The 13,255-nt window shown below is 60.1% G+C and carries 13 protein-coding genes; 8 read left to right on the top strand and 5 right to left on the bottom strand.

Annotation, left to right across the window (positions count from 1 at the left end):
• Window positions 1-57: 57 nt before the first annotated feature.
• Entirely contained in the window at window positions 58-1,317 is a 1,260-nt protein-coding gene (locus tag T424_RS0116960; protein ID WP_037068147.1) for a TadE/TadG family type IV pilus assembly protein, read from the top strand.
• 22 nt (window positions 1,318-1,339) lie between these two features.
• On the opposite strand, the gene T424_RS0116955 is transcribed toward T424_RS0116960, so the two are convergent.
• Window positions 1,340-2,284 carry a LysR family transcriptional regulator gene (locus tag T424_RS0116955; RefSeq protein WP_027488786.1) on the bottom strand — a complete coding sequence of 315 codons (945 nt, stop codon included), beginning with the start codon at window positions 2,282-2,284 and terminating at the stop codon, window positions 1,340-1,342.
• A 148-nt stretch (window positions 2,285-2,432) separates the two neighbouring features.
• On the opposite strand from T424_RS0116955, the gene T424_RS0116950 reads away from it, so the two are divergent.
• The 3 genes from T424_RS0116950 to gshB all read left to right on the top strand — a co-directional run bounded on the left by T424_RS0116950 (window position 2,433) and on the right by gshB (window position 5,287).
• The gene (locus T424_RS0116950) at window positions 2,433-3,365 is read left to right on the top strand and encodes a ring-cleaving dioxygenase (RefSeq protein ID WP_154664968.1); all 933 of its coding nucleotides are present in this window, start codon (window positions 2,433-2,435) and stop codon (window positions 3,363-3,365) included.
• A 224-nt stretch (window positions 3,366-3,589) separates the two neighbouring features.
• Window positions 3,590-4,219 carry an alpha/beta hydrolase gene (locus T424_RS0116945; protein ID WP_027488784.1) on the top strand — a complete coding sequence of 210 codons (630 nt, stop codon included), beginning with the start codon at window positions 3,590-3,592 and terminating at the stop codon, window positions 4,217-4,219.
• Window positions 4,220-4,333: 114 nt separating this feature from the next.
• Window positions 4,334-5,287 carry a glutathione synthase gene (gshB, locus tag T424_RS0116940; protein ID WP_027488783.1) on the top strand — a complete coding sequence of 318 codons (954 nt, stop codon included), beginning with the start codon at window positions 4,334-4,336 and terminating at the stop codon, window positions 5,285-5,287.
• 99 nt (window positions 5,288-5,386) lie between these two features.
• Here gshB and T424_RS0116935 read toward each other — a convergent pair whose 3' ends face one another.
• Both T424_RS0116935 and rpsU read right to left on the bottom strand, forming a co-directional pair.
• A complete protein-coding gene (locus T424_RS0116935; protein ID WP_027488782.1) occupies window positions 5,387-6,256 on the bottom strand; it encodes a tetratricopeptide repeat protein in 870 nt (289 codons plus the stop codon).
• A gap of 409 nt (window positions 6,257-6,665) precedes the next feature.
• The gene (gene rpsU, locus T424_RS0116925; protein ID WP_027488780.1) at window positions 6,666-6,896 is read right to left on the bottom strand and encodes a 30S ribosomal protein S21; all 231 of its coding nucleotides are present in this window, start codon (window positions 6,894-6,896) and stop codon (window positions 6,666-6,668) included.
• Window positions 6,897-7,211: 315 nt separating this feature from the next.
• Here rpsU and T424_RS0116920 point away from each other — a divergent pair, with 315 nt between their 5' ends.
• From T424_RS0116920 to T424_RS0116905, 4 genes are read left to right on the top strand one after another with little or no spacing between them, the layout of a single operon-like run.
• A complete protein-coding gene (locus T424_RS0116920; protein ID WP_027488779.1) occupies window positions 7,212-8,465 on the top strand; it encodes a sarcosine oxidase subunit beta family protein in 1,254 nt (417 codons plus the stop codon).
• A gap of 14 nt (window positions 8,466-8,479) precedes the next feature.
• Window positions 8,480-8,800: a sarcosine oxidase subunit delta gene (locus T424_RS0116915; protein ID WP_027488778.1), complete on the top strand. Its 321-nt coding sequence runs from the start codon at window positions 8,480-8,482 to the stop codon at window positions 8,798-8,800.
• Complete coding sequence (locus T424_RS0116910) at window positions 8,797-11,790, top strand: sarcosine oxidase subunit alpha (RefSeq protein ID WP_027488777.1); 2,994 nt, start codon at window positions 8,797-8,799, stop codon at window positions 11,788-11,790. The genes T424_RS0116915 and T424_RS0116910 overlap by 4 nt, the downstream gene beginning before the upstream one ends.
• The gene (locus T424_RS0116905; protein ID WP_027488776.1) at window positions 11,783-12,340 is read left to right on the top strand and encodes a sarcosine oxidase subunit gamma; all 558 of its coding nucleotides are present in this window, start codon (window positions 11,783-11,785) and stop codon (window positions 12,338-12,340) included. The genes T424_RS0116910 and T424_RS0116905 overlap by 8 nt, the downstream gene beginning before the upstream one ends.
• 177 nt (window positions 12,341-12,517) lie before the next feature.
• On the opposite strand, the gene T424_RS0116900 is transcribed toward T424_RS0116905, so the two are convergent.
• Both T424_RS0116900 and T424_RS0116895 read right to left on the bottom strand, forming a co-directional pair.
• Window positions 12,518-12,718, bottom strand: a complete 201-nt coding sequence (locus tag T424_RS0116900) for a hypothetical protein (protein ID WP_027488775.1) — start codon at window positions 12,716-12,718, stop codon at window positions 12,518-12,520.
• A 212-nt stretch (window positions 12,719-12,930) separates the two neighbouring features.
• A partial coding sequence (locus T424_RS0116895; RefSeq protein ID WP_027488178.1) for an IS5 family transposase occupies window positions 12,931-13,255 on the bottom strand: 325 nt, incomplete at its 5' end.

The following is a 13,255-nucleotide window of genomic DNA, read 5'->3' as shown; positions in this document are numbered from 1 at the left end:
TACCTAATTTAAGCATCTGCGTATGAAGCGCCGGGCTTGCTTGCGGGGTGGGCGACCATGAGGTTCGTATCAGCGACCATTCGTGCCTTTCAACGGCTTCTTGCTGACAGAAGCGGGAATTTCGGACTGATGACGGCCATTCTCCTGCCCGTGGCGGCTGGCGTTGCCGGGCTTGCCATGGATGTCACCCGTGTGGTGCAGGTCAAGGGGGTGCTGCAAAACTCCGTCGATGCGGCAGCGCTTGCCGCCGCCTCGGCCTTGAGCCGCGGCATGAGCCAGGACGACGCGCTGAAACAGGCGCAGGCCTTCATCGCCTCGCAAATGGCCAACGGCCTGATCAAAAGCGACGACAATGACGCCAGCGAGGAACTGACCAAGGACCTCAACGCGCTGGGCACGATCAGCACCAGCACCAGTTCCAGCAACGCCACCACCTATACCATCGAAATGACGGGGAGTTATACGCTGGCCATGAACCCGCTTTCCTCGCTCATGGGCTGGAAAAGCATGACCATCAAAGCCTATGGCAAGGCATCCTCCGCCAAGGAGGTGGATCAGCGCGCCCTCTCGCTTTATCTCGTTCTGGACCGCTCCGGCTCCATGTCCTTCGTGACGGAGACCGTGGACAGCAGCCGCACATCCTGCCAGAACTATACCCAGAGCAATTGGGGCTCTTATCCAAGGCTTGCAGCCACCAGGCCTTGCTATGTCAACAAGATCACCTCGCTGAAAACGGCAGTGGCCTATATGGCGCAGATTCTCAATGCCTCCGACAGCACCTACAGCGCCTCCAGCACCCCAGCCTCGAAACTGGTGCGTGTGGGTGCCGTTGCCTATAACGACGCGGTTTTCACCGCAAGCGACATGGCCTGGGGCACGGCGACGGCCAATAGCTACGTGCAGAATTTTCCCACCTATCCCACCGGCGGAACCGATGCCCGCGACGCCCTGACGGTTGCCTATAATGCGCTGAAATCATCGAACAATACCGAAGCCAAGGCGCATTCCGGTGCAGGTGTCTCGAAATTCGACCGTTATATCGTGCTGATGAGCGACGGCGAGATGACCGGCAGCTCATCCTCGTGGAATTCCAGCATCGACACCGCCGTTCGCAGCCAATGCACCACCATCAAGACGGAAGGCATCCAGATCTTCACGGTGGCCTTCATGGCGCCGGATCGCGGCAAATCGCTGCTCAGCGCCTGCGCAAGCTCCAGCAGCAATTATTTCGCGCCCAATTCCATGTCGGAACTTGTCACCGCCTTCGGTGAGATTGCCCAGAAAACCACCTACAGCAATACCCGCCTGACGAATTGAACCCGTTTTCGCAAAGGCCGCATCACGCTGCGGCCTCGCCTTCGATCAGTGGCCGCAGCGGCTGTAGCTCGGCGGCAATGAAATCCATGAAAGCGCGAATGCGCGGCGAATGGCGGATGTCCTGATGCGTCAACAGCCAAAGCTGAGCAGCATAATCGGCGTTTGGCGGCTGCAATCGCCGCAAGGCAGGGCGTGTATCGCCAATGAAACAGGGCAAATGCCCGATCCCCATGCCCGCTTCCACCGCCTCGGCCAGCGCCAGCACGGAATTGGTGCGGTAAACCAGCCGTTCCGGCGGAACAAGTGCTGCATCGCGCACGACCTTGAGCGCGGACATGTCCTGCGAAAGCGCCACCCAGTCGGCGCTTGATAAAACGTGTTCGGGCGGGACGCCCGCCTCCTCCGGAGCACTTTTCGATCCTCGTTTCTCTTCGGTCGGATCATGCTCTGGAGCCCGCCCGTAAAGCGCCCAGGCAATCACGCCGATGCGCCGTCCCACCAGCGTTTCGGGCGGGTCATCCGTGGCGCGAATGGCAATATCGGCATCGCGTCTGGAAAGATTGAGGGCCTGATTGCCGATCACCACATCCAGTCTGATCTCCGGACAGGCACTGCGAAAGCTGGCAAAAAGCGGCATCAGCAGATGCAGCAACAGGCTGTCTGCCGTGGCAATGCGGATTTCACCGGATGGCGCGATCTGCTTGCCGCGCAAACGCCGTTCAAGCCGGTTGACATCCTGATCGATCCGCTCGGCCAGCGTCAGCATCTCCTCGCCAGCCGGGGTCAATTCGTAACCGCTGCGCCGGCGCTCGAAAAGCTGGGCGCCAAGATCGGCCTCAAGCGCGCCAAGCCGCCGGAAGACGGTGGAATGATCCACCCCGAGAGCCGCCGCCGCGCCCGCCATGCCGCGCGCATCTGCGACGGCCTTGACCAGATGCAGATCATCCCAGGCGAGCCGTTTCGACATGATCACCTTCTTTCACTGAAGCAATAGAGAGCGGCAATTTGCAAAATAGAGTTTGCATTCATGCAAACATAAAACCATGCAAAACGCAAGAAATGCGCCTACATCTACCGCATCGAAAGGGCGCCCTTTCCGCGCCTCAGGGAGAAGCATCATGGCAAACGGCATTCATCACGTAACCGCCATTGCAGGTCCGGCCAACCGCAATCTGGATTTCTACACCCGCGTCCTTGGCCAGCGCTTTGTCAAGAAGACCGTCAACTTCGACGATCCCGGCACCTATCATTTCTATTTCGGCGATGCTGCCGGCCGTCCCGGCACGATCATGACCTTCTTCCCCTGGGAGCAGGCAGCGCCGGGGCGTCTTGGCGTCGGCGAGACCCAGGAAACGGTCTACCGCGTGCCCAAGGCCTCGCTCGGCTTCTGGATGCACCGCTTCGTCGAACAGGGTGTCGAGCATGAGGATCTGGAGCAGCGTTTCGGTGAGACCGTGCTGCCCTTCCGCGACCCCGACGGGATGCGGCTTTCGCTTGTCGGCCTCGAAGGCATAGAGCAGGAAGAAGCCTGGACGGTGGACGGCATTCCCGCCGAACACGCCCTGCGCGGATTTCAGGGTGTGACGTTGCTTTTGGAGCGCATCGATGCGACGGCGGCCGTTCTCACCAATGTCTTCGGCTTCGAAAAGCTTGGCACCCAGGGAACGGTGACACGCTACAAGGCCCCCGGCATCGACATCGGCGGCATTGTCGATCTGCGTGAGGCAGGCCAGTTCCTGCCGGCCCGGCCCGGCGCGGGCTCCGTGCATCACGTGGCGTTCCGCGCCGCCAATGATGCCGAACAGGCGGCAATGGCCGAAAAGCTGCGCAAGGAGCACGGCTTGCCATCCACCGAGCAGAAGGACCGCGATTATTTCCGCTCGGTCTATTTCCGCAGCCCCGGCGGCGTTCTGTTCGAAATCGCCACCGACGAACCCGGCTTTGCCGTGGACGAACCGGCAGACCAGCTTGGGACGGCCTTGAAACTGCCGAAGGGCCTTGAACCCTACCGCGCCCGCATCGAGCAGGTTCTGCCCGAATTGGCGTGAAACCTTCGTCTACTGCATAATTCCTTAAATCGGAATCGATTTAAGGTGAAAATTATGCAGCAGATTTAAAGTGTTACAGCGTCCTTCGTGCGTTTGATAAAACGCACGGCGCTGTAGCATTGCAAATGCAATGCCTCAAGGCCGTTCCATCCCGGCGAAGCGAAGGCCCCCATTCGGCCTTCGCTTCGCATAGCCCCCAATTGCGCAGCATCCCGGAGAAAACCATGTCGCCAACGGTCTCGAATACCGGCTTCATTCACCGCTTCATCCCTGGCAATGATCCGGCCCGAAAGCCGCTTCTCATGCTGCATGGAACCGGCGGGGATGAAAGCGATCTTCTGCCGCTGGGAAGTCGGTTGAGCCCCGGCGCCGCCCTTCTTTCGCCGCGCGGCAAGGTGCTGGAAAACGGAATGCCGCGCTTCTTCCGCCGCCTTGCCGAAGGCGTGTTCGATGAAGCGGATGTGAAATTGCGCGCCGGCGAGCTTGCCGGGTTCATTGCCGAGGCAAGGCAAACCTACGATCTTGCCGCCCCGATTGCCGTGGGCTTTTCCAACGGCGCCAATATTGCTGCCGCCCTCCTTCTCATGCATGAGGGCGCCCTTTCCGGGGCGATCCTGCTGCGGGCCATGACGCCGCTCAGCGAGCCGCCCACCACACGGCAGGCGGGCGTGCCGGTTCTTGTGCTTTCCGGCATGATGGACCCGATCGTCCCGGCCGATAATGCCGCAACACTGGTGCAGGCGCTTGAAACCGTCGGTCATAAGGTCGAGCAGCAGGTTCTGCCGGCGGGCCACAATCTCTCGCAGACCGATCTGACACTGGCGGCTGAATGGCTGACCCGTTTCGGCGCCTGAGAAGCCGTGAACATGCAGGCTGCGGAAAGCGGTTTCCAACCGGGCCGCAAATGATTTAAGACCAAGGGCGATCAAACGGCGGCAGGCGCCTGCCTGCCGGTTCAGGAGAAGCATATGGCTCTTAAAGTTGCGGTCCAGATGGACCATATTTCTTCCATCAACATTGCCGGAGACAGCGCCTTTGCCATGATGCTGGAGGCGCAGGCACGCGGACACGCGCTGTTTCACTACACGCCAGACCGGCTGGCCATGCGCGCCGACGAGGTTTTCGCCGCCGTAGAACCGGTGGAAGTCCGGGATGAAAAGGGCAATCATTTCACCCTTGGCGAAAAGCGCCGCATGAACATGGCTGAGATGGACGTGATCCTGATGCGGCAGGATCCGCCCTTCGACCTCGCCTATATCGCCGCCACCCATATTCTGGAAAAAATCCACCCGAAGACGCTGGTGGTGAACGATCCGTCTGAGGTGCGCAACGCGCCCGAAAAGCTGTTCGTCACCGAATTCGCCGATCTCATGCCGCCAACGCTGATTACCCGTGACCGGGCAGAGATCGATCTGTTTCGCGCGGAATATGGCGACATCGTCATGAAACCGCTGTTCGGCCATGGCGGCGCGGCGGTGTTTCGCATCACCTCCGACGATCTGAATTACGGCTCGCTCTATGACTTCTTTGCCGCTACCTTCAAGGAACCCTGGGTCATCCAGCAGTTCCTGCCCAATGTGAAGCATGGCGACAAACGCATTCTGCTGGTGGATGGCGAATTCGCAGGCGCCGTCAACCGCGTGCCGCAGGAGGGCGACCTGCGCTCCAACATGGTGCGCGGCGGTGCCGCCCGCGAAGCCGAGCTGACGGAAAAGGAACGGGAAATCTGCGCAAGGCTTGGGCCGAAACTGCGCGAAAAAGGCCTTATTCTCGTCGGCATCGACGTGATCGACGGCCGCCTGACGGAAATCAACGTCACCGCCCCAACCGGCATCCGTGCGGTCAAGCGGCTGGGCGGCCCGGACGTCGCCGCCAGGGTCTGGGATGTGCTGGAGGCAAAGGTCGCGGCCCACAAGGCATGATCCGGGGCGAAGGCTGCTTCCGTTGACAGGCATATAAATAAGGCCCGGACTGCGATGCAGCCGGGCCTTTTTATATGTCAGGAAGGACGCTTCCGAAAATCAGGCGCCGCCGCGTGTGCGGTTCAGGCCATCGCGGGCAGGCTGGTATTTCGGATCGAGATTGAAAGCGTGCTGATAGGATTTTGCCGCCTTGGCCTTATCGCCCTTGCGCTCATAAACCAGTGCCTGATTGGCCCAGCTTTCCGCCAGCTTCGGATTGAGCTCGATGGCATGGTTGAAATCGGCAAAGGCGTTTTCATCGTCGTTGAGCGCGATATAGCTTACGCCACGGCCGTTATAGGGCTCGGGAGCGGAAGGAGACAGGGAGATGGCCTTGGAGAAATCTTCAATCGCCTTGTCGTGCTGGCCGCGAAGCTGGTAGATCAGGCCGCGATTGTGATAGGCGCGGCCATCCGTCGTATCCAGTTCGATGGCGCGGTTGAAATCCTGGAAGGCTTCATCCACGCGCCCCGCCTGCCGGTAGATATTGCCACGGCCGATATAGGCAATGTCATAGCTGGGATTGAGCTTGAGGGCTGCCGTATAATCATTGGCCGCTTCAACCGGCTTGCCCATATTGCGATAGACAAGGGCGCGGTTGGCATAGGCCTGATAGAAATTCGGATTGAGTTGCAGCGCCCTGTTGAAATCGGCGACCGCCTTGTTAAACTCGCCTGCCCGGCCATAGGCCGATCCACGGACGTTATAGCCATTCGGGTCGCCGGGATTGGCAGCGATAACGGAGGAGAGCGAGTCGATATTTTCCCGCGACCCCTGCTCCTTCTCGATGCTGATCATGTCGGAAGGCTGATTGGTGGACTGGCAACCGGAAAGCGCCAGAACAGCCACAAGGCCCGCCGCGGACAATGACTGCCGGAAAATGCCGGTCCGCGTGCCGGACTGGAAGGACTGTTCAGCTTTATTGGCCATGTTCTCGTTCCGCTCGTCTCTTGCTGGCGCCAATCGGGCGCCTTTATGTCGATGCCCACAAACGCTGCAAAAGGTTAAAGGTTCTCTAACGTTGCTTTCAAGCCCAAAACCTGCCCCACAGGCTCAATTTATCGCAAGAGCTTGTCATCGCGATGCGCCAAGGTGGAAGGGCTGCCCGCAGACAAGGCCTGCTCAGCGGCTTCTGTCACTCCTACCGGGCAGATGAGGGCTCGGGCACCATGCCAACCGCTCGTGCCGCCATCTCCGGAACGGGCGTCCATCCGCCTCAGGCAATCAAGAAAAAAGCGGCTGCGAACCAGTCGCCGCCGCTTCATATCTGCTCCGCGCGCCGGAAATGGCGCTGACGCGGATCGACATGCCGAAGGGAAAACCCTTCCGGCAGGACGGATCAACGTGCCGGACGAGCCGGGCCAGCGATCAGGCCTTCGCGCTGCATACGCTTGCGGGCCAGCTTGCGAACGCGGCGAACGGCTTCAGCCTTTTCACGCGCACGCTTCTGCGACGGCTTTTCATAATAGTCACGCATTTTCATTTCACGGAAGATGCCTTCGCGCTGCATCTTCTTCTTCAGGGCGCGAAGCGCCTGATCAACGTTGTTATCGCGGACAAGTACCTGCACGTCGAATCCCGTTCCTTTGGTTTGTTGGTTCATATCCGCCGGAGCCGAGCAGACGGCGGACCAAAAAATAAACATCCGCGTGGCCGCAAGGACCAAGCGATTAGGCAGGGCTCATAACAGAAGGGTCCGGCAAAGTCCAGCAGCATGAAAAATGTTTGACTGGAAAAATCAAAACCACTTGCGATATTCCTTCGGTGTCGAAACACGGATAGCCTCGTGTCGCAAAAGAGGGCTCATGCGAGGCGTCGTTCTGCAAGAGCTAACATTGATCAAAGTGGCGCGCCATGCCGGCGCCACCGACAGGAGCGGATGCGGATGCGCAAATATTCGATTTTTGCCGTGGCGCGGGAAGCCATGCGCGCCCACAAGGGCTGGGGCGCCCACTGGGCCTCGCCGGAACCACTGAAATCCTATGATGTAATCATCATCGGCGGTGGCGGACACGGGCTGGGGGCGGCCTATTATCTGGCAAAGGAACACGGCATCACCAATGTGGCCGTGATCGAAAAGGGCTGGATCGGCGGCGGCAATACCGGGCGCAACACCACCATCATCCGCTCCAACTATCTCTATGAAGAGAGCATGGACATGTACGAACATTCGCTCAAGCTGTGGGAAGGCTTGAGCCAGGACCTCAATTACAATGTCATGTATTCGCCGCGCGGCGTGATGATGCTCTCGCACAATATTCACGACCAGCAGAGCTTCAAGCGCCACGTCCATGCCAATTCGCTCTACGGCATCGACAACGAATGGCTGACGCCGGAACAGGCCAAGGCCTACTGTCCACCGCTCGACATTTCCAAAACCGCGCGCTACCCCATCAATGGCGCGGCCCTTCAGCGGCGTGGCGGCACGGCCCGTCACGATGCCGTGGCCTGGGGCTATGCGCGCGCCGCCTCCGATCGCGGGGTCCACATCATCCAGAATTGCGAAGTCACCGCCATTCGCCGCGGGCCAAATGGCGAAGTGACCGGCGTCGAGACCTCGAAGGGCTTTATCGGCGCGAAAAAGATCGGCGTTTCGGCGTCGGGCCATAATTCACTGGTCATGGGCATGGCGGGCGTGCGACTGCCGCTGCATTCCAACCCCTTGCAGGCGCTGGTGTCGGAGCCGCTGAAGCCGATCTTTCCCTGCGTGGTCATGTCCAACACGGTTCACGCCTATATCTCGCAATCCGACAAGGGCGAACTGGTGATCGGGGCTGGCACCGACCAGTACAACTCCTTCTCGCAGACCGGCGGCTTGCAGATCATCACCCATACGCTGGATGCCATTTGCGAGCTTTTCCCGATCTTCCGCCGAGTGAAGATGATGCGCCAATGGGGCGGCATTACCGACAACACCCCGGATCGCTCGCCGATCCAGAGCGTGACGCCGGTGCAAAACCTTTTCGTCAATGCCGGCTGGGGAACGGGCGGGTTCAAGGCCACACCGGGCTCCGCCCATCTCTTTGCCCATCTGATCGCAAAGGGCGAGCCTCACCCGCTGGCCAGCGGCCTGACACTCAATCGCTTCACCACCGGCCGCCTGATCGACGAAGCTGCCGCCGCAGCCGTGGCGCATTGATAGGGAGAGAGCCCATGTTTCTGATCAAATGTCCCTATTGCAATGAAGAGCGCTCGGAACTTGAGTTCCGCGCCGCAGGCGAGGCCCATATCGCCCGCCCGACGAATATTGCCGAAATTTCCGACCAGGAATTTGCCGATTACTTCTTCTTCCGCGACAACCCCAAGGGCATCATCTTCGAGCGCTGGCGGCACATCCATGGCTGTGGCCGCTTTTTCAATGCCGTGCGCGATACGGTGAGCGACCGGTTCCTGCTGTCCTACAAGGCAGGCGAGCCCAAGCCCGATCTCGATGCCCTTCTCAATCCCTCGCAAAACAAGGGAGCTGCCGAATGAGCGGCGCCAATCGCATTCCCGGCTTCGGCCGCCTCACCCCGGCGAGAACCGCCCGTTTCACCTATGATGGCCGCATCCTGACGGCGCTTGAAGGCGACACCGTGGCCTCTGCCCTTCTTGCCAATGGCATTCATCTGGCCGGGCGCTCGTTCAAATATCATCGCCCGCGCGGCATCCTGACCGCGGGCCCCGAAGAGCCGAACGCATTGCTGGACGTGTCCCGCGATCCATCCCGCCGCCAGCCCAATGTACGGGCGACGGTGCAGGACGTGTTCGATGGCATGAAGATTTCCACCCAGAACCGCTGGCCATCGATCTCCATGGATTTCGGCGCGATCAACGATCTTCTCTCGCCCATCTTTGCCGCCGGTTTCTATTACAAGACCTTCATGTGGCCGAAGAGCTTCTGGCACAAGATCTATGAGCCGATGATCCGCCGGGCCGCCGGGCTTGGCGTTGCGCCTGATGAGAGCGACGGCGACCATTACGCCAACCGCTATGCCCATTGCGACGTGATGGTGGTGGGCGCGGGCGTGGCCGGTCTGACGGCAGCGCTGGCCGCGGCTGAAACAGGCGCCAGCGTCTTTCTTGTCGATGAAAACCCGACCGTGGGCGGCGCCTTGCGCCACGATAGCGGCGCACTCATTGACGGCCAAAACGGTTATGACTGGGCGCAGGCAACGGCCGAGACGCTGAAGGCCATGGCCAATGTCACGCTTTTGACCCGCACCACGGCCTTTGGCTATTACAACCACAATTTCGTGGCACTGGCCGAGCGTGTGACCGACCATCTGGCAAAGCCGCTCAAGGGCGCACCGCGCGAACGCCTCTGGCAGGTGCGGGCCAGAAAGGTGGTGATGGCAACAGGCGCCATCGAACGCCATATGGTCTTTGCCAATAACGACCGCCCCGGCATCATGCTCGCCTCTGCGGCGCGCACCTATCTCAACCATTATGGCGTGGCCGTCGGGGCAAAGGTTGCCGTCTACACGGCCCATGACAGCGCCTATGAGGCCGCCATCGATCTTAAAAAGGCAGGCGTCAGCATTCCCGTCATCGTCGATTGCCGCGAAAAGCCGGGCGACAGCGTGCTGGCGGCTGCCCGCGCACTCGGCATCGAAGTGCTGACCGGCCACGGCGTGGTGGATACGGCTGGCCGCCTGCGCGTCAGATCGATCACCGTGGACAGAAATGGCGGCGGCTCGAAGCGCAAGATCGAGGTCGATGCTCTCATCATGTCCTCCGGCTGGACGCCTTCGGTGCATCTTTTCTCGCAATCGCGCGGCAAGCTGAAATTCGACGCCGCCACCCAGCGCTTCCTGCCGCATATTTATGCGCAGGATGGCGTCTGCATCGGCGCCTGCAACGGCACGGACGATATGGAAGCCCTGCTCACCGAAGCTCATGTGGCTGGCAGCCGCTTGGCGCAAGAGGCGGGTGCCACCGGACAAGCGCACAGCCAGCCCTCAGGCCAGAACGCCCATGGCTGGACCGGCGGCATGATCGGCGCTGCCGAAGGAGCCGGACCGGACGATGCCGTGAAGGCCTTCATCGATTTCCAGCACGATGTCTGCGCCAAGGATATTCGCCTTGCCGTGCGCGAGGGAATGCATTCCATCGAGCATATCAAGCGCTTCACCACCAATGGCATGGCATCCGATCAGGGCAAGCTGTCCAACATGCATGGTCTGGCGATTGCTGCGGAAATGTTGGGCAAGGATATTCCGGAAGTGGGCCTCACCACTTTCCGCGCGCCCTATACGCCCGTGACCTTCGGCACGCTGATCAACCACTCGCGCGGCGATCTTTTCGACCCGACGCGCAAGACGCCGATGCATGATCTGGAAACCGCCCTCGGCGCGGATTTCGAGGATGTCGGCAACTGGAAGCGTGCCTGGTATTATCCCCGCCCCGGCGAGGATATGCACGCCGCCGTCAACCGCGAATGCCGCACGGTGCGCGAGGTGGCGGGCATTTTCAATGCTTCGACGCTCGGCAAGATCGAAGTTGTCGGCCCGGATGCGGTGAAGTTCCTCAACCTTCTCTACACCAATCCCTGGGACACGCTGAAACCGGGCAAATGCCGCTACGGCATCATGACCCGCGAAGACGGCTTCATCTATGATGACGGCGTGGTCGGGCGTCTGGCGGAAGACCGTTTCCACGTCACCACCACCACGGGCGGTGCGCCGCGTGTGCTGGCGCATATGGAAGACTATCTGCAAACGGAATTCCCGGAACTGAAGGTATGGCTCACCTCCACCACCGAACAATGGGCGGTGATTGCCGTGCAGGGGCCAAAGGCACGGGAAATCATCCAGCCCTTCGTGGAAGGCATCGATATTTCCAATGAGGCCTTCCCGCATATGAGCGTGGCCGAGGGGCGGTTCTGCGGTGTGCCGACACGGCTGTTCCGCGTCTCGTTTACCGGCGAAATCGGTTATGAGATCAATGTGCCCGCCGATTTCGGCCCTGCCGTCTTCAAGGCCGTCTGGGAGAGGGCGCAAGCCATGGGTGCCTGCCTCTATGGCACGGAAACCATGCATGTGCTGCGCGCCGAAAAGGGCTATATCATCGTCGGTCAGGATACCGATGGCACGCTGACACCGGATGATGCCAATTACGGCTGGGCCGTTTCGAAGAAAAAAGCGGATTTCGTGGGTATTCGCGGGTTGAGGCGGCCGGATCTTGCGCGGCAAGGCCGCAAACAGCTCGTCGGCCTCATCACCCGGGATCCGAATGAGGTGCTGGAGGAAGGCGCGCAGATCGTGGCCGATCCAAACCAGCCGAAGCCCATGACCATGCTGGGCCATGTGACGTCCTCCTACTGGTCGGAAAATCTCGGCCGTTCGATTGCCATCGCCATGGTGGCGGGCGGACGCAGCCGCATGGGCGAAACGCTCTATGTGCCCATGCCCGGCAAGACCATTGCCGTAGAGGTCACAGACATGGTGTTCTATGACAAGGAAGGAGCCCGCATCAATGGCTGAGATCGCACGCGCTGAACGCCAGACAGCCCTTGACGGCAGGCAAGGCGGCACCGCCAAGGCCCGCATCACGCTGACCCCACCGGCAACCCGCATCAATCTGCGGGCCGGAGAAGAGGCTGTTTCCGGCCTCTCGGCAGCCCTCGGCCTTACCCTTCCCCGTCAACCGAAAACCTCGGCCAGCAAAGATAACCGGCTTGCCCTGTGGCTTGGACCGGATGAATGGCTGGTGATCGATGAGAATGACGCCACGCTGATGGAAGCCTGCGCCGGGTCCGGCACGATCCACTCCGCCACAGATGTTTCTCACCGCAATATCGGCTTTAGCATCGCCGGTCCGGCGGCGGCCCATGCGCTCAATGCGGCCTGCCCGCTCGATCTTTCGCCAAAGGCCTTCCCCGTGGGGTCCTGCGCGCGCACGGTGTTCGGCAAGATCGAGATCGTCCTCTATCGCTACGCCGACGACGCCTTCCGGCTGGAATGCTGGCGCTCCTTCGCCGATTACGCCTTCGGCTTGCTGGAGGAAGGCGCAGCGGACGCTCTAACACTTTAAATCTGCCGCATAATTTTTACCTTAAATCGATTCCGATTTAAGGAATTATGCAGTAAATCGCTTTGAGGAAAACCGGAAACCGGTTTTCCGTCCGAAAATGCGCATAAACAAAAGCCTACAGCGCCATGCGTTTGATAACACGCATGTCGCTGTAACCGTCAGTCGCTTGGGCAAACCTCAGCCGCGCTTTTTGCGCGCGGGTGCGGGTGCCGCGTCTGCCTCGCGCTGCTCGCGCAAAAGCCGGAGCTTCTCCGTCTTGGAGGCGCGCTGCGCATCCTCGGCAGCGATAATCTGCCGGGCGATGGTATTGGTGTTTTCAGCCTTGTCGGCGCTGGAAAGCTTGCCCGGCTTGAAAAACTCTTCCTTGGAAATCGACATTGTCTCTCCCTTGCAGGTTCATTGCGTTTTGAAGAGGGATTGGAGAGAGGCCCTCGCAGACGATGGCCTTTTCTCATCCGCGGGCAAAATTCTTTAGAGCGGTTCATTGTTTCACGGAAACAATGAACCGCTCTAACTTTTTGTTTTTACGCATTTTCAGACGGAAAACCGGCTTCCACTTTTCCTGAAAATGCTCTAGGTCGTGTGGACAGTTACCTGATCCATAGGACGATAGCTGCGATTGTGACGACTGCGAGATAGTTTCGTGCTGTTTTCTCGAAGCGTGTTGCGACCCTGCGGAAGTGCTTGAGCTTGGAGAAGCAGCATTCGATGAGATGGCGTTGGGCATAGAGGTCCTTGTCCAGCGGGTGTTTCTTGGCGCGGGAAGGATTGTTAGGGATCACCGCCACTGCGCCTTTCTCGGCGATGGCGGCACGTAGGCGATCACTGTCATATGCGGTGTCTGCCATCACGATGTCGGCGGGTAAGTCTTCGATCAGAGCATCGGCTTGCGGCGCATCGCCTTTCTGGCCAGCG

It is taken from the genome of Allorhizobium undicola ORS 992 = ATCC 700741, assembly GCF_000621665.1.
GTDB classification, from domain to species: domain Bacteria; phylum Pseudomonadota; class Alphaproteobacteria; order Rhizobiales; family Rhizobiaceae; genus Allorhizobium; species Allorhizobium undicola.
This window is presented reverse-complemented; position numbering and strand designations above follow the sequence as displayed.